The sequence below is a fragment of the Streptomyces sp. NBC_01255 genome (genome assembly GCF_036226445.1).
Taxonomy (GTDB): Bacteria; Actinomycetota; Actinomycetes; order Streptomycetales; family Streptomycetaceae; genus Streptomyces.
The window spans coordinates 5,719,682-5,742,623 of the sequence record NZ_CP108474.1 but is presented as its reverse complement, the minus strand read 5'-3'; the positions used below and the strand labels follow the sequence as shown (position 1 = coordinate 5,742,623).

Here is a 22,942-nt window from a genome sequence, read left to right as displayed (position 1 = left end):
GACCGTATAGCGGACATCGGTTCCCTCTGAGCGGTGTGCCCACCCAGACTGTGGGCTCCCTCCCCGTCTCAGCTAGTGAACAGGGCTCGCCCATGTCTCGGACCACCGCGCCCGCGCCGGCCGACCGCAAGGACGGCGCGACCGCACCCGCCGAGGGCCTCACGCACGGCCTCAAGCAGCGCCACCTCTCGATGATCGCCCTCGGCGGCGTCATCGGCGCCGGACTCTTCGTCGGCTCCGGCGCCGGCATCGCCGCCGCCGGCCCGTCGATCGTGATCGCCTACGCCCTCTCCGGCGTCCTCGTCATGCTCGTGATGCGCATGCTCGGCGAGATGTCGGCGGCGAACCCGGCCTCCGGCTCCTTCTCCGTCCACGCCGAGCGCGCCTTCGGCTCCTGGGCGGGCTTCACCTCGGGCTGGGCCTTCTGGTTCCTGCTCTGTGTCGCCGTCGGCCTGGAGGGCATCGGCGCGGCGAAGATCATGACCGGCTGGTTCCCGGGCAGCCCCGAGTGGGCCTGGGTCGCGCTCTTCATGGTGGTCTTCTGCGCCACCAACCTGGCGGCGGTGAAGAACTTCGGCGAGTTCGAGTTCTGGTTCGCCGCGCTGAAGGTCGGCGCGATCGTCCTCTTCCTCGGCATCGGCGTGCTCGCCATCACCGGCCTCCTGCCCGGCACGGACGCCCCCGCGCCCGGCACCACGAACCTCACCGGTGACGGCGGCTTCTTCCCCAACGGCTCCGAGGGCCTGATCGTCGGCCTGCTCGCCTCCGTCTTCGCGTACGGAGGCCTGGAGACGGTCACCATCGCGGCCGCCGAGTCCGAGCACCCGGTGCAGGGCGTCGCCAAGGCCGTCCGTACGGCGATGTGGCGGATCGCGCTCTTCTACATCGGCTCGATGGCGGTCATCGTCACCCTCGTCCCGTGGGACGACAAGGCGGTCGTGGAGAAGGGCCCGTACGTCGCCACCCTCGACCACCTGGGCATCCCGGCGGCCGGCCAGATCATGAACGTGGTCGTGCTGGTCGCCCTGCTCTCCGCGATGAACGCCAACATCTACGGCGCCTCCCGCATGGCCGGTTCGCTCGTGGCGCGCGGTCAGGGCCCGAAGGCGCTCGGCAAGCTCTCCAGCGGCGTCCCGCGCCCGGCCGTCCTCGTCTCCTCCGTCTTCGGCTTCGGCTGTGTGCTGCTGAGCTACTGGCGGCCGGACGACATCTTCATCTGGCTGCTCAACACCATCGGCGCGATCATCCTGGTCGTCTGGTTCTTCATCGCCGCCTCCCAGCTGGTGCTGCGCCGCCGCACCGAGCGCGAGGCGCCGGAGAAGCTCGTCGTGCGGATGTGGGCCTTCCCGGTGCTGACCTGGGTGGCGCTGGCCGGCATGGCGGCGATCTTCGTCCTGATGGCCCGCGAGGAGGGCACGCGCGTGCAGCTGTACTGGACGGGCGGGCTGACGCTGCTGCTCGCCGCCGTCGGCTTCGTACGCCAGAAGGCGGCGGCGAGCCGCACTTCCTGATCCGTACCGTCTCGTCCCGAAACCCCCGAACCGCCTTCCGGTTCGGGGGTTTCGCCATGAGTGGACCCCAGGACCTAGGGCGAAGGACTGATCAACATCTCCCGCACCTACTGTTAGCCTGCACTTGCGCATAGGTTGCAATAAGCAGGAGCCATTGAAGGGGCCGGGCACATGGCGATCTACACACTTCCGGAGCTGCCGTACGACTACGCGGCGCTGGAGCCGGTGATCAATCCGCAGATCATCGAGCTGCACCACGACAAGCACCACGCCGCGTACGTCAAGGGCGCGAACGACACCCTGGAGCAGCTGGAGGAGGCCCGCGACAAGGACCAGTGGGGCTCGATCACCGGCCTGGAGAAGAACCTCGCGTTCCACCTCTCCGGCCACATCCTCCACTCCATCTACTGGAACAACATGAACAGCCCGAAGGACGGGGGCGGCGGCGAGCCGCTGGCCGCCGACGGCGTCGGTGACCTCGCGGACGCGATCACCGAGTCCTTCGGGTCCTTCGCCAAGTTCAAGGCCCAGCTGACGAAGGCCTCCGCGACCACCCAGGGCTCCGGCTGGGGTGTCCTCGCGTACGAGCCGATCAGCGGCCGGCTCATCGTCGAGCAGGTCTACGACCACCAGGGCAACGTCGGCCAGGGCTCGGTCCCGGTCCTCGTCTTCGACGCCTGGGAGCACGCCTTCTACCTGCAGTACAAGAACCAGAAGGTGGACTTCATCGAGGCCATGTGGCAGGTCGTCAACTGGCAGGACGTGAGCAAGCGCTACCAGGCCGCCAAGGCCTCGGTCCCGCTGATCTCCTTCTGACCAGAGCCCGGAAGGGCCCCCCGCCGTCCTGCTCGTGATCGTCTTCTCAACCTTCACCTGCGGACGTGAAGAGGAAGAACCCCCGTGATGACGTGAATCACGGGGGTTCTTCTGTGCCTGCGGTGCGGACTACTCGAAGCTGGGCGCCGCCGTCCGGGTGCGCTTGATCTCGTAGAAGCCCGGCGTCGACGCCACGAGCAGCGTGCCGTCCCACAGCCGGGCCGCCGCCTCGCCGCGCGGGGTCGGGGTGACGACCGGACCGAAGAAGGCGACCTCGTCGCCCGTCGGGCCCGGCACCGCGATGACCGGGGTGCCGACGTCCTGGCCGACCTTCTCTATGCCCTCCGTGTGGGAGGCGCGCAGCTCGGCGTCGTAGGTGTCCTTGTCGGCGTACTCGACCAGGTCCTCCGGCAGGCCGACGTCCGTCAGCGCGCCGACGATCGCCTCACGGGTCGCGCCCTCGCCGTTGTTGTGGAAGCGGGTGCCGAGCGCCGTGTAGAGCTTGCCGACGACCTCGTCGCCGTGCAGCTGCTGGGCGGCGACGACGACGCGGACCGGGCCCCAGGCCTGGGTCAGCAGCTCGCGGTACTCGGCCGGGAGCTCGTCGAGCCGGTTCTCGTTGAGCACGGCCAGGCTCATGACCTTCCAGCGCACGTCGACCGGGCGCACCTGCTCCACCTCCAGCATCCAGCGGGAGGTCATCCAGGCCCACGGGCACATCGGGTCGAAGTAGAAGTCTGCGGTGGTCCTGCTCTCGGACATGTCACTCCTCGGTACGGCCGTGATGAAGGTGAAGCTGATCGCGGTACTGATGCGTGGTGCTGATGCGTGGTGCTGATGCGTGGTGCGCCGAAAGGAGCAAACGCCACGGGCGCTCGAAGGCATTCCCGTGTGCCGCGTGACAGTGGCACATGGGAGGATCGGTGCTGTTTCGAACGTGCCACGAAGGAGTGACCGTGCCCGGTGAGAATCTGTCCCGCGACGAGGCCCACGAGCGGGCCGCGCTGCTGTCCGTCGACGGGTACGAGGTCGTCCTCGACCTGCGCTCGGCGGTCGGCGACTCGACCGAGGCGGTGCGCACCTTCCGCTCGGAGACGACGATCCGCTTCCGCCGCACCGGCGAGGGCGCGAGCACGTTCGTGGACCTGATCGCCCCGTCCGTGAACGCCGTCACCCTCAACGGCCGTTCCCTGGACCCGGCCGCCGTCTTCGACGGCTCGCGGATCACCGTCGACGGCCTCGCCGACGAGAACGTGCTCGTGGTGGACGCGCAGTGCGCCTACAGCCGGACCGGCGAGGGCATGCACCGCTTCGTGGACCCGGAGGACGGCGAGGTCTACCTCTACACGCAGTACGAGCCGGCCGACGCCCGCCGGGTGTACGCCAACTTCGAGCAGCCCGACCTCAAGGCCCCGTACCGCTTCGCGGTGACCGCGCCCGAGGGGTGGACGGTCTGGTCGAACGGCGCCGGGGAGCAGGACGCCGAGGGCGTGTGGCGGTTCGCCGAGACGGCGCCGATCTCCACGTACATCACGTGCGTCGTGGCGGGCCCGTACCACTACGTGACCGACAGCTACACGCGCGGCGAGCTGGAGATCCCGCTCGGCGCGATGTGCCGCAAGAGCCTCGCGAAGCACTTCGACGCGGACGACGTCTTCCTGATCACCAAGCAGGGCTTCGACTTCTTCCACGACAACTTCGACTACCCGTACCCCTTCGGGAAGTACGACCAGGCCTTCGTCCCCGAGTACAACCTCGGCGCGATGGAGAACCCGGGCATGGTGACCTTCCGCGAGGAGTACATCTACCGGGGCAAGGTCACGCAGGCCGCGTACGAGAGCCGGGCCAACGTCATCCTCCACGAGATGGCGCACATGTGGTTCGGCGACCTCGTCACCATGGTGTGGTGGGACGACCTGTGGCTGAAGGAGTCCTTCGCGGACTTCATGGGCTCCTTCGTGAACGCCGAGGCGACCCGCTTCACCAACAGCTGGGTCACCTTCGCCAACAACCGCAAGGCCTGGGCGTACCGCGCCGACCAGCTGCCGTCCACGCACCCGATCACGGCCGACATCCGTGACCTGGAGGACGCCAAGCTCAACTTCGACGGCATCACGTACGCCAAGGGCGCGTCCGTCCTGAAGCAGCTCGTCGCGTACGCCGGCCGGGACGCGTTCCTGGAGGGCGCGCGCCGCTACTTCAAGCGCCACGCGTACGGGAACACGCGCCTCGCCGACCTCCTCACGATCCTGGAGGAGACCTCCGGCCGGGACATGACGACCTGGGCGAAGTCCTGGCTCCAGACCTCCGGCGTGAACACGCTGACGCCGGCCGTCACCTACGACGCGGAGGGCCGGATCACCGAGCTCGCCGTCGTCCAGGAGGGCGGGGAGCTGCGTCCGCACCGGGCGGCGGTCGGCCTCTACCGGCTGTCGGCCGACGGAGACCTCGTGCGCTTCGCGCGCGCCGAGACCGACATCACCGGCGCCCGGACCGTCGTCGCGGAGCTGGCGGGCGAGGAGAAGCCCGACCTGGTCCTCGTCAACGACGACGACCTGACGTACTGCAAGATCCGCTTCGACGAGGGCTCGCTCGCCACCCTGCGCGCGCACCTCGGCGACATCAGCGACCCGCTGGCCCGCGCCCTGTGCTGGTCGGCGCTGTGGAACCTGACCCGTGACGGGCTGATGCCGGCCCGGGACTTCGTCTCCGTCGCGCTCGCCTTCGCGGGCCGCGAGACCGACATCGGCGTGGTCCAGATGGTGCACGCCTGGACGAAGTCCGCGGTCTCCCTCTACGCGGCTCCCGACTGGCGTGAGGAGGGCGGGCGGCTGCTCGCCGAGGGCGGGCTGCGCGAGCTGCGGCTGGCCGAGCCGGGCAGCGAGCACCAGCTGACCTGGGCGCGGTTCTTCGCGGCCACGGCCGGCTCGGACGCCGACTTCCAGCTCCTGGAGGGGCTGCTCGACGGTACGGCGAAGATCGACGGGCTCGACGTCGACCAGGAGCTGCGCTGGGCGCTGCTCTCCCCGCTGGCCGCGCACGGCCGGGCGGACGAGGGCCGGATCGGCGAGGAGCTGTCCCGGGACGACACGGCGACGGGCAAGCGCCACCAGGTCCGGCTGCTCGCCTCGCGGCCCTCGGCCGCGGTCAAGGCTCAGGCCTGGGCGCAGGTCGTCGAGTCGGACACCCTGTCGAACGCGCTGGTGGAGGCGACGATCGCGGGCTTCGTCCAGCCGACGCAGCGAGAGCTGATCGCCCCGTACGCGGAGAAGTACTTCGCGGCGATCGAGGGGCTGTGGGCCGCGCGGTCGATCCAGATCGGCATCGACGTGGTCAAGGGCCTCTTCCCGGGGCTCCAGGACAGTGACGAGACGCTGGCCGCGGCGGACGCCTGGCTGACGGCGCACGAGTCGGCGGCCCCGGCGCTGCGCCGCCTCGTCCTGGAGGCGCGGGACGACCTGGCGCGCGCGCTGCGCGCTCAGGCCTGCGACCGCCTGGCCGGATAGCACGGAGGACGGTGGGGGCCGCGCGCTTCGGCGGGCGGCCCCCACCGGCGTACGGGGGGAGTCGCGCGCTTCGGCGCGCGGCCCCCATCGGCGTACGGGGGGGGCGGCGCTGGGGCTGTCGACGCGTGCCCCCCATCGGCACTCGAACGCGCGTACTTTAGGGCGAGGTTGTCCCTAAATGTCGACGAGCGTGTAACAGAGGTTAGGGGAGCCTTCGGGAGCGGAAGACCCCCGGCATGAACCACAACACCCCCATCACCCCCCGCCCCCTCCCCCTCGCCTCCCGCACCGGACGCACCCAACGACTCGCGTCCGCCGCCCAGTTGAGGACGCAGGGCGTCCCCGCCGGCGAGGTCGCCGCGCGCTGCCGGCCCGGCGGCGGCTGGCAGCAGCTCCTCCCGGGGGTCTTCCTCCTCCAGGCCGGCCCCCCGACCAGCGAGGACCGGCTCAACGCCGCGCTCCTGTACGCCCGTCGGGCCGGGGCGGTGCCCCCGCAGGGACCCGAGGCGATGATCACCGGGCTCGCCGCGCTGACCCTGCACCGCTTCTCCTCCGCTCCCCCGCTCACCGCCCTGGACCGGATCGACGTGCTCGTCCCGCGCACCCGGCGACTGCGCTCCACCGGCTGGGTGCGGGTGGTGCGCGCCGCCGAGCACCCCGAGCCCGTGGAGCTCACCGGCGTCCCCGTCGCCCCGGCCGCCCGCGCCGTCGCCGACGCGGTCGCGGGCCTCTCGGACGCCGAGACCGTACGCCGGCTGCTCACCGAGGCGGTCCGCGGCGGGCACTGCGAACCGACCGCGATCGTGCGGGAGTTGAGCCGGGCCCGGCTGCTCGCCCGGCCGCACGTGGTGGACGCGGTGGACACGCTCCTCGCCGAGGGGCGCTCGCTCTCCGAGGAGCGGCTGTACGAGATGGTGCGGGAGTTCGGGCTGCCGGACCCGCTGTGGAACGTGGACCTGCGACTGCCGGGCGGCCCGCACCTCGGCGGGGTGGACGCCTACTGGCCGGACCAGGCGGTCGCCGTCGAGCTGGACACCCGGGCGCCCCGGCAGGACGACGACGCACTGTGGTCCGAGTACACCCGCAAGCGCGAGCACCTGGAGCGGCTCGGCATCACGGTCGTCCACCTGACCCCGCGCAAGCTGCGCGAGGCCCTCGACCAGCAGGCCACCGTGGTCCGTACGGCCCTGATGGCCGCGCCGGACCGGCAGCCCTCCGCGTACGTCGTCGTCCTGCCGCGCTGACCCGGTGAGGGGTCAGCCCTTCGGCGCGGCGCCGCAGAACTCGGCCTCCAGGACCGACTCGGAGCTGCCCGTCCAGTCGGCGTTGAAGTTCAGGGCCAGCGAGTGGTTGCCGTCGCGGGTGACCTGCGCGTCGGAGGTGGAGCCGTGGATGCCACCACCGTGGCCCCAGACCTCCTTGCCGCAGCTCAGCTTCTGCTTCATGAGCCCGAGTCCGTACCCCGCTCCGGGGAAGTCGGGGTGGATCGGGATGGTGGTGGTCATCTCCCGCAGCTCGGCCTTCGGGAGCAGCTTGCCCTTGAGCAGGGCGCGGTAGAAGGTCTGCAGGTCGTTGGAGTCGGAGATCATCTCGCCGGCCGCGTAGGCGAGGGTGGGGCTCAGCTTGCTGACGTCGTGGACCGGCGTGTTCGGGCCGGCTTCGAGGGAGAGCGTGGACCAGGCGGGTGAGCTCGGCTTCGGCATCCTCACGTCGGTGCCGGGGACGCTGGTGGCGCGGAGCTTGAGCGGCTTGATGATGCGGTTCTCGACCGCCTTGCCGTACGGGCGGCCCGTGACCTTCTCGATCACCATGCCGGCGAGGACGTAGTTGGTGTTGGAGTAGTTCCAGGCGGTGCCGGGGGCGAAGTCCGGGGCGTGGGTCATGGCGATGCCGACGAGCTGCTTCGGGGTCCACCGGTCGTAGCGGTGCTCCAGGAAGCCGGGGCCGAAGACCTTCTGCTGGAAGTCGGCGTCTTCGGTGACGCTGTAGACGCCGCTGGTGTGGTTGAGCAGCTGGCGGACGGTGATCTTCCGGCCGTCGTGGCCGTTGCCCTGGACGACTCCGGGCAGCCACTTGTCGACCGAATCGTCGAGGTCGATGCGGCCCTCGGCCTGGAGCTGGAGGAGGACGGTGGCGACGAAGGTCTTGGTGATGGAACCGACGCGGTAGCGGTCGTTGCCCTTGCGCTCACCGGCCGTGCCGGTCCAGGCGTTCCGCCCGTCGCGGGCCTGGGCGACGGCACCGGGCACGCCGGCGTCGACCGCCGCCTGGAGCGCCTGCTGGGTGGCCGCGTGGTCCTGCTTCGCGGGCGCGGGAGCCGGTGCGGGCGCCGCCAGGGCGGGCGTGGCGAGGGCGGTGGCGGCGAGGCCGGCCACCAGGGTGGCGGCGACGACGGTGCGGGCGGTGCGTGCGGCTGACATGCGGGCTCCCCTGTTCCTGGTCCTGCGAACGCTGTGCTGCGGTCGGCGGGGAGGACTTCGGGGGTGCCGGGACAGTTGAGCAGGAGGGGGATGGTTGAGCGATATTCGGCCTTGTTCGATCCTGTGCGGGAGGGGTTCAGTTGTTCGACGGATCGGCGAGGCGGGAGCGGCCCACGGGGGGTCGCTCCCGCCACAGGTCGAGGCCGATGTCGACGAGGGAGACGCGGGGCAGGCCGGGGACGGCGTCGAGCGGGTGCCAGGCGGCGAGGTCCGTCGAGCCGCCGGTCTCGTTGCGCAGGGCACCCCCGGTGACCTGCGCTTCGTAGATGATCCGCAGCCCCTGGAAGTCGCCGGGACCGGCGAGGCGGCGGAGCCAGCTCCGGCGGATGGAGTCGATGCCGAGGAGGGCGGTGGGTTCGGTGAGGTACCCGGTCTCCTCCTCGACCTCGCGGACGACGGTGTCGACGGGCTCCTCGCCGTGGTCCATCCCGCCGCCCGGCAGGGTCCACTGCTTGTTGCCGTCGCTCGACACCCAGCGGGCGAGGAGTACCTCGCCGTCACGGACGCACACGGCGTAGGCCGCCACCCTCAACTCCTGCTTCATGCACCGAGGTTAGATCCAGTACGCGGGGTACGTCCGCCCCGCGGCACGGGCGCCGGCGAGGCCGACGGCGACCAGGATCAGCGAGGCGGCGGCGAGAAGGCCGAGAAACGACCAGAAGGGCGGGGCCTGGAGGGCGACGATCACGGCGGTGGCCGCGGCGGGCGAGTGCGGGGTGCGGGCGCACATCATCACGCCGAGCGCGAGGCCGCCCGCGACGGCGGCGCCCCAGAGGCCGGGGCCGGCCACGGCGAGGACCGCGAAACCGGTGAGCGCGGAGAGGAGTTGACCGCCGACGACGGAGCGCGGCTGGGAGAGGGGCAGGTCGGGGGCGCCCGCGACCAGCGCCATGCTCGCCGCGAGCGGCGGGATGAGCAGGGGCTGGTGGAGGACGGTGCCGATGGCGACCAGGAGGAGGAGAGCGGTGACGGCGGTCGCGGTGCCGACGAGAAGGACGCGGGGGCGGGGGCGGGCGGGGGGTCCGGGGCGGGCGGGAGCGGTGTTCGTCACGGGGGCCGGGGTGGTGGCCTGAGCGATGGCCTGGGTGGTGGGCACGGGCGGTCCTCGGTCCTCAGGGAGCGGCGGGTCAGCAGGGTGGCGGGTCAGGGTCAGGGGGTCGGCGGGTTGGCCGGGGAGTACTCCGGAGCGGACCAGCGCAGGGGGCTGCCGGCCGGGGTCTCCACCGTGTGGTCGATCCGGAAGCGGACGACGCGCCCCTCGGGGCCGTACTCGGTGTGCGCGAGGCCGCTGAGCTGGAGGGTCGCCCCCCCCTCCCAGTCGAGGAAGAGCAGACCGGCGCGGCCGTCCTCCTCCAGGTTGCCCAGGGTCAGGAACATGGCGTTGCCGGGGTAGTCCCGCCAGCTGATCTCCCGGGGCGTGTCGACCCGGACGAAACCCGGGTTGCCGCCGCGGTGGCTCGCGTCGACGCCGTCGGGCGCGGTGGTGGCGACGAAGAAGGTGTCGGCGGCACGGACGCGGCGCACCTGGTCGGGGGTGAGCGCCTCGCCGTGCCGCACGACACCGGACTCGGGACGGGCGGCGGTCTCGGAGCCGTACAGCTCTCTCTTCTGGAGGTACTTCGGGCAGTTGGAGAAGACCTGCTCGGCCTCGATCGCGAACCCGCGTGCGCTGGGCCGTGCGATGCCGTTGAGGCGCATGCGGCGGCGAGTGCGGGGGTCGAGGGCGATCGTGCCGACGGGGGTGCCCGCGGCGGTGACGGCGGCGGCGAGCGGGTCGTGGGCGGGGACGCCGCCGGCGACGGAGACGGCGTGCGGGCCGGTGGCGCGGGTGAAGCCGGGGGCGCCGGTGAGCAGGGTCGACCAGACCCGGCCCGTGGGGTCGGCGGCGCCGATCACCAGCATCGGCTGGAACTCCAGGAAGGCGGCGGCGACGGGGCGGATGCCGGGGGTGACGGAGCGGCCCACGTGTGCGGCGAGGTCGCGGACACCGAGGCGTTCCTGCAGGGCGAGCGAGCCGGAGTTGTACGGGTCCATGACGGGCCTCACTGGAGTGCGGAGGTGAGTGCGACCGGGTGATGGGTGGCGAGTGTGCCGATCGCGGACATGACCGTCCTTCCGTCGCAGTGGCCGCCCCCTAGGGCTAACCGTTTACCTTTAGGTTAGAGGTTAGGAACACAGGGCGTCAACCGCTCACGTACTCTTGAGGGGTTAGCCCATCGAGGAGGATGCCCGCCATGACCGCCACCGACCCGCGGCCGCTCACCGGCGAGCCCGTCTCCCTCGACCTGCTCAACACCCGCTGGAACGTGGAGGGCGTCCGCCAGGACCTGCTCACCGGCGTCGAGGGGCTCGCCGTCTGGCTCTCCGCCAACGGCCTGGAGGGCCGCTTCGCCGCCGACGCCGGCACCCTGCGCCACACCCTCGCCGCCCGGGACGCGCTCACCGCGCTCGTCGACGCCCCCGGCGACCCCGCCGCCACCGCCCGCGTCGACGCCGTCCTCGGCCACGGCCGCATCCGGGCCACCCTCACCACCGAAGGTCCCGGCGAGGAGGCCGAGTTCGCCGACCCCTCCTGGGGGCCCGGCTGGACCGCCGCCCGCGACTACCTCGACCTGCTGCGCACCGCGCCCGACCGCATCCGGGCCTGCGCCCACGAGGCGTGCATCCTGCACTTCTTCGACACCTCGCGGAACGGCACCCGGCGCTGGTGCTCGATGGCGATCTGCGGCAACCGGGCCAAGGCCTCGCGCCACTACGCCCGCACGAAGGAGAGCTGACCCGCCGGGACCGCGAACTCACCCCTGTTCGCACCATTTTCTCCCCTGTGGCGCATCTGGAGCGCTGGCGGGTTTCCGCCGCGACGTAAACCCGGCCCCGAGTAACTCTCCACAAACCCCTGTCGTTTACGAAAGGCTGAGCGGTCATCCGGCACCGAAATCCGGACTCTCTCCTTTCACAAACAGGGATGTAAATGACCACCCCCGAAACTCGGAGCTCCATACCCGGAAGCTCGACGCCCGGGCACAGACGCGCGGCCCGCATCGCCGCCGCTGCCGGCCTGGTCGCCGCGCTCGTCGCGACCGGCGCCGCGCCCGTGCTCGCCACCGAGGCCCCGGTGTCCACTCCCCCGGTGAAGTCCTCGAACCCGGCCGACAAGCTCGGCTCCATCGACGCCCAGCGCCTCACCGAGGCCGAGGCGAGCGGCGAGAAGAACGTCACCGTCCTCGTCGCCACCGCCCCCGGCGCCACCGAGCAGGTCGCGGGCCAGCTCGACGCCGTCCCCGGCGCCTCCGTCGGCAAGCAGCAGGACGCGCTCGGCTACGTCCGCGCGACGCTGCCGACCGCGAAGGCCGAGGCCGCCATCAAGGCCGCCACCAAGCTCTCCTCGGTGCAGTCGATCGACCTCCAGGCCGAGATCCCCCTGGACGACCCGACCCCGGACGCGGGCGCGGCCACGGGCGCCGTCGACGGCACCACCGTCACGACGACGTACCCGGTCCCGGGCAAGAACACCCCGGCGAAGAACCCGTACAACCCCTCGCACGAGACGGGCGCGGTCGACTTCGTCAAGGACCACCCGAAGGCCGACGGCCGCGGCGTGACCATCGGCATCCTGGACTCCGGTGTCGACCTCGGTCACCCGGCCCTCCAGAAGACCACCACCGGCGAGCGCAAGATCGTCGACTGGGTCACGGCCACCGACCCGATCACCGAGGGCGACGCCACCTGGCGTCTGCAGAACGCTCCGGTCGCGGGCCCGGTCTTCACCGCCGCCACGCAGAGCTGGAAGGCGCCCGAGGGCTCCTACCAGTTCAGCCGCTTCACCGAGGTGGTCACCGCGGGCGGCGACCCGGCCGGTGACATCAACCGCGACGGCGACACCACCGACGTCTTCGGCATGCTGTACGACCCGGCCGCCGGCACCGTCCGCGTGGACACCGACCAGAACAACGACTTCACGGACAACGCGCCGATGAAGCCGTACAAGGACGGGTACCAGACCGGCTACTTCGGTACCGACAACCCGGCCACCGAGGTCGTCGAGAAGACGCCGTTCGTCGTCGAGATCCGCAAGGACGTCGCGATGGACCCGCTCGGCGGCAGCTGGGTCGGCCAGAAGCGCGACTTCGTCAACATCGGTCTCGTCGAGTCCTCCCACGGCACGCACGTCGCCGGCATCACCGCCGCCAACAGCCTCTTCGGCGGCAAGATGAACGGCGCGGCCCCCGGCGCGAAGATCGTCTCCTCGCGCGCCTGCACCTGGACCGGCGGCTGCACCAACACCGCCCTCACCGAGGGCATGACGGACCTCGTCGTCAACCGCGGCGTCGACATCGTCAACATGTCGATCGGCGGCCTGCCGCAGCAGAACGACGGCGACAACGTCCGCTCGCGCCTCTACACCCGCCTGATCGACACGTACGGCGTCCAGCTGGTCATCTCGGCCGGCAACTCGGGCCCCGGCATCAACACGATCGGCGACCCGTCCCTGGCCGACAAGGTCATCTCGGTCGGCGCGGCCGTCTCCAAGGAGACCTGGGCCGCCAACTACGGCTCGGCCGTCGAGAAGAAGTACGCCATGTTCCCCTTCTCCTCGCGCGGCCCGCGTGAGGACGGCGGCTTCACCCCGACCATCACCGCCCCCGGCTCGTCCGTGAACACCATCCCGACCTGGCAGGCCGGCGCCGGTGTCCCCGAGTCCGGCTACGCGCTGCCCGCCGGTTACGGCATGCTCAACGGCACCTCGATGTCCTCGCCGCAGGCGGCGGGCGCGAGCGCGCTGCTGCTGTCGGCCGCGAAGCAGAAGGGCATCGCGCTCTCGCCGCTGACCCTGCGCACCGCCCTCACCTCGACCGCGCAGCGGATCCCCGGTGTCGCCGCGCACGAGCAGGGCTCGGGCCTCATCGACATCGAGGAGGCCTGGGACTCGATCAAGGACGGCGCCACGGCGCACGACTACAAGGTCGAGGCCCCGGTCGACACCGCGATCTTCCCGGCCCCGCACACCGGCACCGGTGTGTACGACCGTGAGGGCGGCCTCAAGGTCGGCCAGAAGCGCGTCTACGACGTCACGATCACGCGCACGAGCGGCCCGGACCGGTCGATCGAGCACGAGCTCGACCTCAAGTACAACGACGGCACCTTCCGCATCCTCGGCGACGACGAGATCGACCTGCCGCTGAACAAGCCGGTCACCGTCAAGCTCCAGGCCCGTGCCGCCACCGCCGGCGCGCACAGCGTCATCCTGGAGGCCGACGACGAGCGCACCGAGGGCGTCGACAAGCAGATCCTCGCCACCTCGATCGTCGCGAGCGACCTGGTCGCCCCGGGCTACGGCTTCTCCGCCTCCGGCTCGGTGCAGCGCAACAGCACCAAGCACTACTTCGTCACCGTGCCCGAGGGCGCCAAGACGCTGGAGCTGTCGCTGGCCGGTCTGAAGGCGAAGAGCCAGACCCGGTTCATCGCGATCCACCCGTACGGCGTGCCGGTCGACCCGACCGCCACCACGGGCTGCTACCCGCACTACAACCCGGCGAACACGTGCCGCCCGGACCTGCGGTCCTACGCGAACCCGACGCCCGGCGTCTGGGAGATCGAGGTCGAGTCCCGCCGTACGTCGCCGGACCTGGACAACCCGTACACCCTGGGTGTCTCCGTCCTCGGCGCCGACTTCGACCCGGCCGTCCAGACGGTCGCCGAGGCGAAGATCGGCACCCCGGCCCCGGTCCAGTGGACGGTCGCGAACCGCTTCGCGGGCATCGAGGGCAAGCTCAAGGGCGGCTCGCTCGGCTCGCAGAAGAGCGAGACGCCGACCATCCAGCACCACGAGCAGCAGACGAAGACCGTCACCATCGGTGAGGGCGTGGAGCGGCTCGACATCGCCATCGGCAACACCTCCGACAAGGCCGCCGACCTCGACCTCACCGTTCTCCTGAACGGCAAGCAGGTCGGCCAGTCGGCGGACGGCGACTCGGAGGAGTCCGTCTCCTTCGTGAAGCCGGCCGCGGGCACGTACACCGTCGTCATCGACGGCTACGCGGTCCACGCCGAGGGCGGCACCACGTACGACTACAAGGACGTGTACTTCTCGTCCGCGCTCGGCACCGTCCAGGTCGACGCCTCGAAGACGTACCCCCTGGCCAACGGCGCGTCCGCCCAGGTGGCGGCCGAGGTCCTGGTCGCCGGTGCGGCTCCCGAGGGCCGTCAGTTCTTCGGTGAGGTCCAGCTGGTCAACGCCCGCGGCACCGTCGCGGGCGCCGGCAGCGTCCTGATCGGCGCCGTCACCCCGTAGTACCCGCAGTACCCCGCAGGTGAGAGGGGCGGGCGCCGGAACCGGCGCCCGCCCCTTCTTGCCTTGTGCCGTCAGCCCTCTTCTGTCAGCACCTCAGGAGCGGATGCCTCCGATGTTGATGTCGGGGCACGCACGCTCGATGAACTCGCCCACGCGGTAACTCGACTTCCGCGCAGCGTCCTTGTGCTCCTGTTCGGCATGGTCGTACCACGCACTGAGACGGTCGAAGTCCTCTCCGATGCCCTCCGGGGCCCGCTTGCCCAGGTCCTCGATGACGTGCTGGCGCTTGTGGGCGTCCAGCTCCTCGGCCTTCGCCAGGTCGAGCGGTGCAGCCTCGGCGCAGAACTCGACGCGCTCGGCGGACTTCAGGAAGGCCTCCTCCTCGGAGTCCCGCGTCAGCAGGAACCCGGTGAGCGCGAGGGTCAGGGAGCTCACCGCGACGGTCGCGGCGACGAATCTCTTCCGCACGGCGTCACGTCCCCGCATTGATCGCGTTCAGATCGTGCTGGTCGTAGCGAGTCGGCCAGATCTCGATCCGCATGCAGGAGTTGTTGTCGGTGTCGGTCGACGAGTACCGGTGTCCCAGGTCCGCCGTGTGCCCGAACTCGTGGCACCCGAGGCTCTTCCACTGGGACGCGCTCTTGGAGTACGAGGTGTTGAGACGCACCCGGATGATGTCGCACGAGGTCCACAGGGCGTTCCAGTTCGTGCAGTCGGTCCGCCCGTGCCACTTCGTGTCGCCGTACGCGCTGTCGTACACCTCGATGTCACCCCCGCCCCACGAGGTGGTGATGACGCTGCGCTCCAGTTCGGCCTTGCCGTGGTTCATCGCGCTGACACCGTTGGCGGTAAGGCTGAAGCCCTTCACCGCCTGGTTCCGGTTGTCGGGGTCGGTTCCGCTGTCGTCGTGGCCCGCCTGGGCCGACGCGGGAATGGTGAGGACGAGCGCGGCCGCAACAGCGAGCACGGCCGGAATCCGGGGGAGGGAGAACTGCATCGGCGTTCGCTTCCTGGGGTCGGGGAGGTCGCTTCGGGCTCTGCGGGAGAGCGCGGACATCAGCTCGGGGACGGGTAGGGCGTGGGCTCCGAGCCGTCCGCGGTGGAGTCGCTGGGAATCGGGTCCTCCGCACCGTCCTCCGGCGCGGGCGAGTTCGCCGCGTCACCGGTGACGACCTCGGGCTCGGTCTGCGGTTGGGGCAGGTCGGCCGGAGGATTCTTGGTATCCGTGAGCCGCCTCAGCTCAATCTCCAGATCCAGCGTGTCCCACCAGAAGGAAGTGGCGAATGCAGACTTCGGGTCGGCCGAGAGTTCCAGCCAGCCGCCCTTGTCCAGCGCCCTTCCCTGGGTGTTCACCAACTGCCACCGGTCGGCCCCGTCGCTGCGCTCCAGGAAATAGAATCCCTTGTCACCGACCTGGCTCCAGGTCAGGTTCTCGACCTGATATCCGTTTCCGTCGCCGTCCCAGCCCCATTCCTCCATGACAATCGTCAGGGGAATTGCCGGGTACTTCTTGTACGAGGTGGTCACCGAAAGGGTGACATCCCGGGCCTGGTCGATCCCGCCGTCCTCCGCGCTGCCGATGCTCCGACCCGGCTGGACGCTCACCACTTCGGCCTTCACGATGACCGGTGCGGTGGCGACCATCTCGCCCAGGCTCTTGAAGTCGAAGACCTCACGCCCGGACATGATGCGCTCGGGCTGCGCATCCCGGTGCGCGGCGGCGGCGCTGCCCCCCGCGCCACCCCCCGCGCTCCCCCAGGCCGCGAGCCCGCCGACGACCGCGGCGACCGACAAGGCCATCGCAATCCGCCCCGACACGGACAGTCTGCCCTTTTTCACGAAACCCCCACTTGCTTCGAAACGGATGGTTCATTCATCTCGCGTTCAAGCAAGGGAAACGTAGAACCGACCCATCATCCAGCCAAGGGAAAAGAATCGGCGCGCAAAGAATCAGCCAGGGTCCGAGCAATCAATTCCGACAGATCCGGGAAGAGCCTTCTCCACCCATTTACGTCCGTATTCCAGGCCATCATCCACCTTTCCGACGTCCTCGCCGGAATCCCCCGGTGGGGGGTCTCCCTCCCGGAACGTGACCGGACCCTCTCCGGCGAACCGTGAGACGACGACGAGCATGCGCGCGCCTTCCCGGAAGTACGGATCGGCGGATTCCGCGGCCGTGAAGACAAGGGGGGTTCCCGCCGGCGGCGTCGCGGCGGTCCCGGCCGGCTTGTACGTGCGCTCCACGCTCAGGGTGACGCGCACGCCCTGGTCACCCCCCAGTCGCTCGACCCGCGTCACCTTTCCCTCGGCGATGTCCGTGGCGCACGCGACCAGGCTCTCCGCGGTGGGCTTCGCCGTGCCCTCCTCCTCGCCCAGCTCCCCGTTGTGGGCCACAAGGTAGGCCGCCCCGGTCCCCAGGACCGCCACCGCGGCCACCGCGACGAGCGCCCGCCGCAGGGCGCGCCGACGGCGGGGGCGCGACCCCACCAGCGGGTGTGCCGACGCCTCGGGGGCGGGGGCCGTTCCGGCCACCGCCGTGGCGATGAAGGCCAGCTGCTCACGCAGGGTCTCCACGTCTGCCAGAGCCGCCCTCACCTCGGGGTCCTGCTCGGCCCCCTCGGGCATCGGCTCATCGGACACCGCCAGTCGCACGGGATCCTGCTCGTTCCTCTCCACCGTCACACCACCTCGTCCATGTGAAGCCGAGCCCGCAGCGCGCGCACGGCGGCGTGCAGTCGGCTCTTGACCGTTCCCTCGGGAACCTCCAGCGCCTCTGCGATCTCGGCCACCGGCAGATCCGCGAAGAACCGCAGTACCAGAACCTGGCGCTGCGGCAGAGGCAGCGCTTCGAGCCCCTCCGCGACCGACAACGTCAGCAGCCTGGCCTCCTCAACGCCCGGCTGCTCCGTGTCCCACGGCCGGAGCGCGGTCAGCCGTTCGTCGAGCCGCTCCCGCCGGCGGCGCTCCCGGTGCCAGTCCATGGCGATGTTCGAGGCCACCACCGCGCACCAGGCGGCGGTGGACCGGGGGGCTTCCCGCCCCTTCGCCCGGGACTCCAGGAGCTTCAGCCGTACCTGCTGCACACCGTCCTGGAGCTCCGCGTGCGGCACCCCGCCCAGTGCCAGGATCGCTCTCACCCGGTCCACGAGGGCCGCGTCCAGCGGATCGTCCGCCGCAGGTCGCCAGGCCTTCCTCACTACCGCCACCGTGCCTCCTTCCCTTCCGCGTCCCCCCTGTGACGCGGCAGCGGTCCGAAACGTTCGATCCGGCCCGGATCGACGTCCCGACCTGTGGACAATGGATTGGACAAGGCGCCCCGGGACATACGCATCATGGACCGGCAGCACCCTGCACATACGTACGGAGGAGTCCCCGTGAAGGTCGGAATCGTCGGAGCCACCGGTCAGGTCGGCACAGTCATGCGCAGCATCCTGGCCGAGCGGGCTGCCAACTCTCCTCTTGGCCCCCTCGACGAGCTGCGGCTCTTCGCGTCCGCCCGCTCCGCCGGCACCGTCGTCGACGGCGTCACGGTCGAGGACGCCTCCACCGCCGACTACACCGGCCTGGACATCGTCCTCTTCTCCGCCGGTGGCGCCACCTCCAAGGCCCTCGCCGAGAAGGTCGCCTCCCAGGGCGCCGTCGTGATCGACAATTCCTCCGCCTGGCGTCGCGACCCCGAGGTCCCGCTGGTCGTCTCCGAGGTCAACGCGCACGCGATCAAGGACCGCCCCAAGGGCATCATCGCCAACCCGAACTGCACCACGATGGCCGCCATGCCGGTCCTCAAGCCCCTCCACCAGGAGGCCGGCCTGACCGCGCTGATCGCCACCACCTACCAGGCCGTCTCCGGCTCGGGCGTGGCCGGTGTCGCCGAGCTGCGCACGCAGGCGTGTGCCGTGGCCGAGACCGCCGACCAGCTGGCGTTCGACGGCGAGGCCGTCGAGTTCCCCGCGCCGGCCGTCTACCAGCGCCCGATCGCCTTCAACGTGGTCCCGCTCGCCGGTTCGATCGTCGACGACGGCTCCTTCGAGACCGACGAGGAGCAGAAGCTCCGCCACGAGTCCCGCAAGATCCTGGAGATCCCGGAGCTCAAGGTCTCCGGCACCTGCGTGCGCGTCCCGGTCTTCTCCGGCCACTCGCTCCAGGTCAACGTCCGCTTCGACCGCCCGATCAGCGTCGAGCGCGCCTACGAGCTGCTCAAGGACGCCGACGGCGTCGAGCTCTCCGAGATCCCGACCCCGCTCCAGGCGGCCGGCAAGGACGCCTCGTACGTCGGCCGCATCCGCGTCGACGAGACGGTCGAGAACGGCCTCGCGCTGTTCCTCTCCAACGACAACCTGCGCAAGGGCGCCGCGCTGAACGCGGTGCAGATCGCGGAGCTCGTCGCGGCGGAGCTCAAGGGCTAGCCGAACCGGTCCGTACGGCCATGAGGGGCGGCCTCCCGTTGCGGGGAGCCGCCCCTCAGGCGTACCCGGCCGTGCCACAGTTCCCTCATGACCCAGACACCCAGGGGAGCCGGCATCGCGGTGCCCCCTCAGGTCCTCCACGTCGCCGTCAGCTGGCGGACCGGGCACGGGGTGCCCGACGTGGACGTCTCGGCGCTGCTCCTGGGGTCCGGGGCCCGGGTCCGGGGCGATGCGGATCTGGTCTTCTACAACCGGACCGACCATCCGTCGGGCGCCGTACGGCACCTGGGGAGGTCGGCCCCGGGCGCGCCCGGCAGCCCGGCGGCGGACTGGCTGTGGCTGGACCTCGCGCGCGTGGAGCCCGAGGTGGAGCGTCTGGTGGTCGTGGCGTCCGCCGACGGCGGCTCCTTCGGGCAGGTGCCCGGGCTCGACGTGCGGGTCACGGACGCGGCCGGGGCCACCGTGGCGTACCGCGCGATCGGGGACGCGACGACGGAGACGGCCCTCCTCTTCGGGGAGTTCCGCCGGGAGGGCGGCGGCTGGCGCTTCCGTCCGGTCGACCAGGGGTACGCCACCGGGCTCGCCGGGCTCGCGACGGACTTCGGCATCGTGGTGGAGCCCCCGCCGCCCCCGATCCCGGGCCCCGGCTACGTACCGCCGTCGGCCGCGCCGGTGCCCCCGCCGCCGCGCGCCGCCCCGCCCGGGCCCGTGGCCGATCCGTACGGCGGGGAGTTCCGGCCCGCCACCTATCAGGGGCGCGGCAAGGAGACCGTGCGCTGCGATCCCGGGCTGCCGCCGGGCCGCTGGGTGCTCCTGGAGATCGAGTCGTACCACTCCCTCTCCACCACCATCGAGTCCTGCGACGCGCAGGGCCGCGCCGAGGAGTACCTGCTCGCGGCGTACGAGGACGACGTCCGGGCCCGTACGGTCGCGCTCGTCCCGCGCGCCCGGCCGCTGACCCTTCGCGTGGAGGCCGACGCGCCCTGGACGCTGCGGGTGCTGCCCCTCTCCCACGCACGCCGCTTCGACAGTCACATCGAGGGGCTCGCCCACGATCTGGTGGTCTACGAAGGGCCGTCCGGGGTCCTCGACTTCCTGCACGGCGGCGTGTCCCGGTTCACCGTGCACCGGCACGCTCCGCCGCAGGATCCGCTCTACGACGACGAGGAGCGGGACCTGCTGGTCAACGGGGTCGGCGAGGTGCGGGCGAGCGCGGCCGTGCCGGGGCCCGGGCTGGTGCGGATCAGCGGTGACGGACCGTGGAAATGTGCCGTGCGCCGCTGAGGCACCGCGTGGAAGGATGGGCCAAACGTCACGAAACCGAGGAGTTGACCGGGTGCCTGGCACAAACCTGACCCGTGAAGAGGCCAAGCAGCGGGCGGCGCTGCTGACCGTGGACGCGTACGAGGTCGAACTCGACCTCACCGGTGCGCAGGAGGGCGGCACCTACCGGTCCGTCACCACCGTCCGCTTCGATTCCGCCGAGGCCGACGCCGAGACCTTCATCGATCTCGTCGCCCCCGCCGTCCACGAGGTCGTGCTCAACGGCCACCCGCTGGAGATCGGTGCCGTGTTCCGGGACTCCCGGATCGCCCTGCGTCATCTGCCGGCCGGCCGCAACGAGCTCAAGGTCGTCGCCGACTGCGCGTACACCAACACCGGTGAGGGCCTGCACCGCTTCGTCGACCCGGTCGACGACCAGGCCTATCTGTACACCCAGTTCGAGGTGCCGGACGCGCGGCGCGTGTTCGCCTCGTTCGAGCAGCCCGACCTGAAGGCGACCTTCCAGTTCACCGTGAAGGCCCCGACGGGCTGGAAGGTGATCTCCAACTCGCCGACGCCGGAGACGCCGAAGGGCCCCGACTCGAATGTATGGCACTTCGAGCCCACCCCCCGCATCTCCACGTACATCACGGCACTGATCGTCGGCCCGTACCACTCGGTGCACTCCTCGTACGAGAAGGACGGGCAGAGCGTCCCGCTCGGCATCTACTGCCGTCCGTCGCTCGCCGAGTTCCTCGACGCCGACCACATCTTCGACGTCACGCGCCAGGGCTTCGACTGGTTCCAGGAGAAGTTCGCGTACGACTACCCGTTCGCCAAGTACGACCAGCTCTTCGTGCCGGAGTTCAACGCGGGCGCGATGGAGAACGCGGGCGCGGTCACCATCCGCGACCAGTACGTCTTCCGCTCGAAGGTGACGGACGCGGCGTACGAGCGTCGGGCCGAGACGATCCTGCACGAGCTCGCCCACATGTGGTTCGGCGACCTCGTCACCATGGAGTGGTGGAACGACCTCTGGCTGAACGAGTCGTTCGCCACGTTCACCTCGGTCGCCTGCCAGGCCTCGGTGCCCGGCACCCGCTGGCCGAACGCCTGGACGACCTTCGCCAACGCGGAGAAGACCTGGGCCTACCGCCAGGACCAGCTCCCGTCGACGCACCCGATCATGGCGGAGATCAACGACCTGGAGGACGTGCTCGTCAACTTCGACGGGATCACGTACGCCAAGGGCGCCAGCGTCCTGAAGCAGCTCGTCGCCTACGTCGGCGAGGACGAGTTCTTCAAGGGCGTGCAGGCCTACTTCCAGGCGCACGCCTTCGGGAACACGCGCCTCTCCGACCTGCTCGGCGCGCTGGAGGAGACCTCCGGCCGTGACCTCAAGACCTGGTCGAAGGCGTGGCTGGAGACGGCCGGCATCAACATCCTGCGCCCGGAGATCGAGACCGACGAGAACGGCGCCATCACCGCCTTCGCCGTCAAGCAGGAGGCCCCGGCGCTGCCCGCCGGCGCCAAGGGCCAGGCCGTCCTGCGTCCGCACCGGATCGCCATCGGCTTCTACGACCTCGACGCGAGCGGCAAGCTGGTCCGCACCGACCGCCTCGAACTCGACATCGAGGCCGCCGAGCTGACCGCCGTACCGCAGCTCGTGGGCAAGGCCCGCCCGGCGGTCGTCCTCCTCAACGACGACGACCTGTCGTACGCGAAGGTCCGCCTCGACGAGGTGTCCCTCACCAACGTCACCGCGCACCTCGGCGACTTCGCCGACTCGCTGCCGCGCGCCCTGTGCTGGGCGTCCGCCTGGGACATGACCCGCGACGGCGAGCTGGCCACCCGCGACTACCTGGAGCTCGTGCTCTCCGGCGTCGCCAAGGAGTCCGACATCGGCGTGGTCCAGTCGCTCCAGGGCCAGGTCAAGGCCGCCCTTGAGTTGTACGCGGCGCCGGAGTGGCGGGCCGAGGGCCTGGCGCGCTGGGGCACCTTCGCCCAGGAGCAGCTGCGCGCCGCCAAGGGCGGCAGCGACCACCAGCTGGCGTGGGCGCGGGCCTTCGCGGCGACCGCCCGCACGGACGCCGAGCTCGACGTGCTCGCCGGGCTCCTCGACGGCAGTGTGGTGATCGAGGGCCTGGCCGTCGACACCGAGCTGCGCTGGGCGTTCGTGCAGCGGCTCGCGGCCACCGGCCGCTTCGACGAGGCGGAGATCGCCGCCGAGCTGGAGCGCGACCGCACGGCGGCGGGCGAGCGGCATGCGGCGACCGCGCGTGCGGCCCGTCCGACGGAGGCCGCGAAGGCCGAGGCCTGGGCGTCGGTCGTCGAGGACGACAAGCTGGCGAACGCCGTGCAGGAGTCGGTCATCGCCGGCTTCGTCCAGTCCGACCAGCGCGAGCTGCTCGCCCCGTACACGGCGAAGTACTTCGCGTCGATCAAGGGCATCTCGGAGACCCGCAGCCACGAGATCATCCAGCAGATCGTGGTGGGCCTCTACCCGACGATCCAGGTCTCGCAGGCGACCCTGGACGCGACGGACGCGTGGATCGCGGAGCACGACCCGGCCCCGGCGCTGCGGCGTCTGGTGACGGAGTGCCGCGCGGGCGTCGAGCGCGCCCTGAAGGCGCAGGCCGCGGACGCGGCTGCCGCCTGACGGGAGTGA

The 22,942-nt window shown here is 71.0% G+C and carries 19 protein-coding genes; 9 read left to right on the top strand and 10 right to left on the bottom strand.

Annotated elements, in window-relative coordinates; genetic code table 11:
- Positions 1-92: 92 nt before the first annotated feature.
- Together OG357_RS26010 and OG357_RS26005 are read left to right on the top strand one after the other, a co-directional pair.
- Positions 93-1,511, top strand: coding sequence for an amino acid permease (locus OG357_RS26010; protein ID WP_329623453.1), 1,419 nt, complete (start codon positions 93-95; stop codon positions 1,509-1,511).
- A gap of 171 nt (positions 1,512-1,682) precedes the next feature.
- Positions 1,683-2,327, top strand: a complete 645-nt coding sequence (locus OG357_RS26005) for a superoxide dismutase (protein WP_329623452.1) — start codon at positions 1,683-1,685, stop codon at positions 2,325-2,327.
- Between the two features lie 129 nt (positions 2,328-2,456).
- Here the strand turns inward: OG357_RS26005 and OG357_RS26000 are convergent, their stop codons facing one another.
- A complete protein-coding gene (locus tag OG357_RS26000; protein ID WP_329623451.1) occupies positions 2,457-3,089 on the bottom strand; it encodes a mycothiol-dependent nitroreductase Rv2466c family protein in 633 nt (210 codons plus the stop codon).
- Positions 3,090-3,283: 194 nt separating this feature from the next.
- On the opposite strand from OG357_RS26000, the gene pepN (OG357_RS25995) reads away from it, so the two are divergent.
- Positions 3,284-5,833 (top strand): aminopeptidase N, encoded by a 2,550-nt coding sequence (gene pepN, locus OG357_RS25995; RefSeq protein WP_329623450.1) that lies wholly within the window; start codon positions 3,284-3,286, stop codon positions 5,831-5,833.
- 236 nt (positions 5,834-6,069) lie between these two features.
- On the top strand, positions 6,070-7,077 hold the full coding sequence (locus tag OG357_RS25990) for a hypothetical protein (RefSeq protein WP_329623449.1): 1,008 nt from the start codon (positions 6,070-6,072) through the stop codon (positions 7,075-7,077).
- Positions 7,078-7,089: 12 nt separating this feature from the next.
- Here the strand turns inward: OG357_RS25990 and OG357_RS25985 are convergent, their stop codons facing one another.
- The 4 genes from OG357_RS25985 to OG357_RS25970 all read right to left on the bottom strand — a co-directional run bounded on the left by OG357_RS25985 (position 7,090) and on the right by OG357_RS25970 (position 10,347).
- Positions 7,090-8,253: a serine hydrolase domain-containing protein gene (locus tag OG357_RS25985; protein WP_329623448.1), complete on the bottom strand. Its 1,164-nt coding sequence runs from the start codon at positions 8,251-8,253 to the stop codon at positions 7,090-7,092.
- Between the two features lie 136 nt (positions 8,254-8,389).
- On the bottom strand, positions 8,390-8,857 hold the full coding sequence (locus OG357_RS25980; protein ID WP_329623447.1) for an NUDIX hydrolase: 468 nt from the start codon (positions 8,855-8,857) through the stop codon (positions 8,390-8,392).
- Between the two features lie 9 nt (positions 8,858-8,866).
- Positions 8,867-9,409 (bottom strand): HPP family protein, encoded by a 543-nt coding sequence (locus tag OG357_RS25975; protein ID WP_443066735.1) that lies wholly within the window; start codon positions 9,407-9,409, stop codon positions 8,867-8,869.
- A 53-nt stretch (positions 9,410-9,462) separates the two neighbouring features.
- Complete coding sequence (locus tag OG357_RS25970) at positions 9,463-10,347, bottom strand: pyridoxamine 5'-phosphate oxidase family protein (protein WP_329623446.1); 885 nt, start codon at positions 10,345-10,347, stop codon at positions 9,463-9,465.
- 200 nt (positions 10,348-10,547) lie between these two features.
- On the opposite strand from OG357_RS25970, the gene OG357_RS25965 reads away from it, so the two are divergent.
- Positions 10,548-11,090, top strand: coding sequence for a CGNR zinc finger domain-containing protein (locus OG357_RS25965; protein ID WP_329623445.1), 543 nt, complete (start codon positions 10,548-10,550; stop codon positions 11,088-11,090).
- A gap of 194 nt (positions 11,091-11,284) precedes the next feature.
- Positions 11,285-14,605, top strand: coding sequence for a S8 family serine peptidase (locus OG357_RS25960; RefSeq protein ID WP_329623444.1), 3,321 nt, complete (start codon positions 11,285-11,287; stop codon positions 14,603-14,605).
- 93 nt (positions 14,606-14,698) lie between these two features.
- Here the strand turns inward: OG357_RS25960 and OG357_RS25955 are convergent, their stop codons facing one another.
- The 5 genes from OG357_RS25955 to OG357_RS25935 form a co-directional block, all read right to left on the bottom strand.
- On the bottom strand, positions 14,699-15,073 hold the full coding sequence (locus OG357_RS25955) for a hypothetical protein (RefSeq protein WP_329623443.1): 375 nt from the start codon (positions 15,071-15,073) through the stop codon (positions 14,699-14,701).
- Positions 15,074-15,077: 4 nt separating this feature from the next.
- Positions 15,078-15,602, bottom strand: coding sequence for a hypothetical protein (locus OG357_RS25950; protein ID WP_329623442.1), 525 nt, complete (start codon positions 15,600-15,602; stop codon positions 15,078-15,080).
- Positions 15,603-15,661: 59 nt separating this feature from the next.
- Complete coding sequence (locus tag OG357_RS25945; RefSeq protein WP_329623441.1) at positions 15,662-16,399, bottom strand: hypothetical protein; 738 nt, start codon at positions 16,397-16,399, stop codon at positions 15,662-15,664.
- 156 nt (positions 16,400-16,555) lie between these two features.
- Positions 16,556-17,281, bottom strand: coding sequence for a hypothetical protein (locus OG357_RS25940; RefSeq protein ID WP_329623440.1), 726 nt, complete (start codon positions 17,279-17,281; stop codon positions 16,556-16,558).
- Positions 17,282-17,283: 2 nt separating this feature from the next.
- A complete protein-coding gene (locus OG357_RS25935; RefSeq protein ID WP_329623439.1) occupies positions 17,284-17,811 on the bottom strand; it encodes a sigma-70 family RNA polymerase sigma factor in 528 nt (175 codons plus the stop codon).
- 168 nt (positions 17,812-17,979) lie between these two features.
- Here OG357_RS25935 and OG357_RS25930 point away from each other — a divergent pair, with 168 nt between their 5' ends.
- From OG357_RS25930 to pepN (OG357_RS25920), 3 genes are all read left to right on the top strand, one after another.
- Positions 17,980-19,011 carry an aspartate-semialdehyde dehydrogenase gene (locus OG357_RS25930; protein WP_329623438.1) on the top strand — a complete coding sequence of 344 codons (1,032 nt, stop codon included), beginning with the start codon at positions 17,980-17,982 and terminating at the stop codon, positions 19,009-19,011.
- An 87-nt stretch (positions 19,012-19,098) separates the two neighbouring features.
- Positions 19,099-20,295 (top strand): TerD family protein, encoded by a 1,197-nt coding sequence (locus tag OG357_RS25925; RefSeq protein ID WP_329623437.1) that lies wholly within the window; start codon positions 19,099-19,101, stop codon positions 20,293-20,295.
- A 52-nt stretch (positions 20,296-20,347) separates the two neighbouring features.
- Positions 20,348-22,933, top strand: coding sequence for an aminopeptidase N (gene pepN, locus OG357_RS25920; protein WP_329623436.1), 2,586 nt, complete (start codon positions 20,348-20,350; stop codon positions 22,931-22,933).
- Positions 22,934-22,942: the final 9 nt, after the last annotated feature.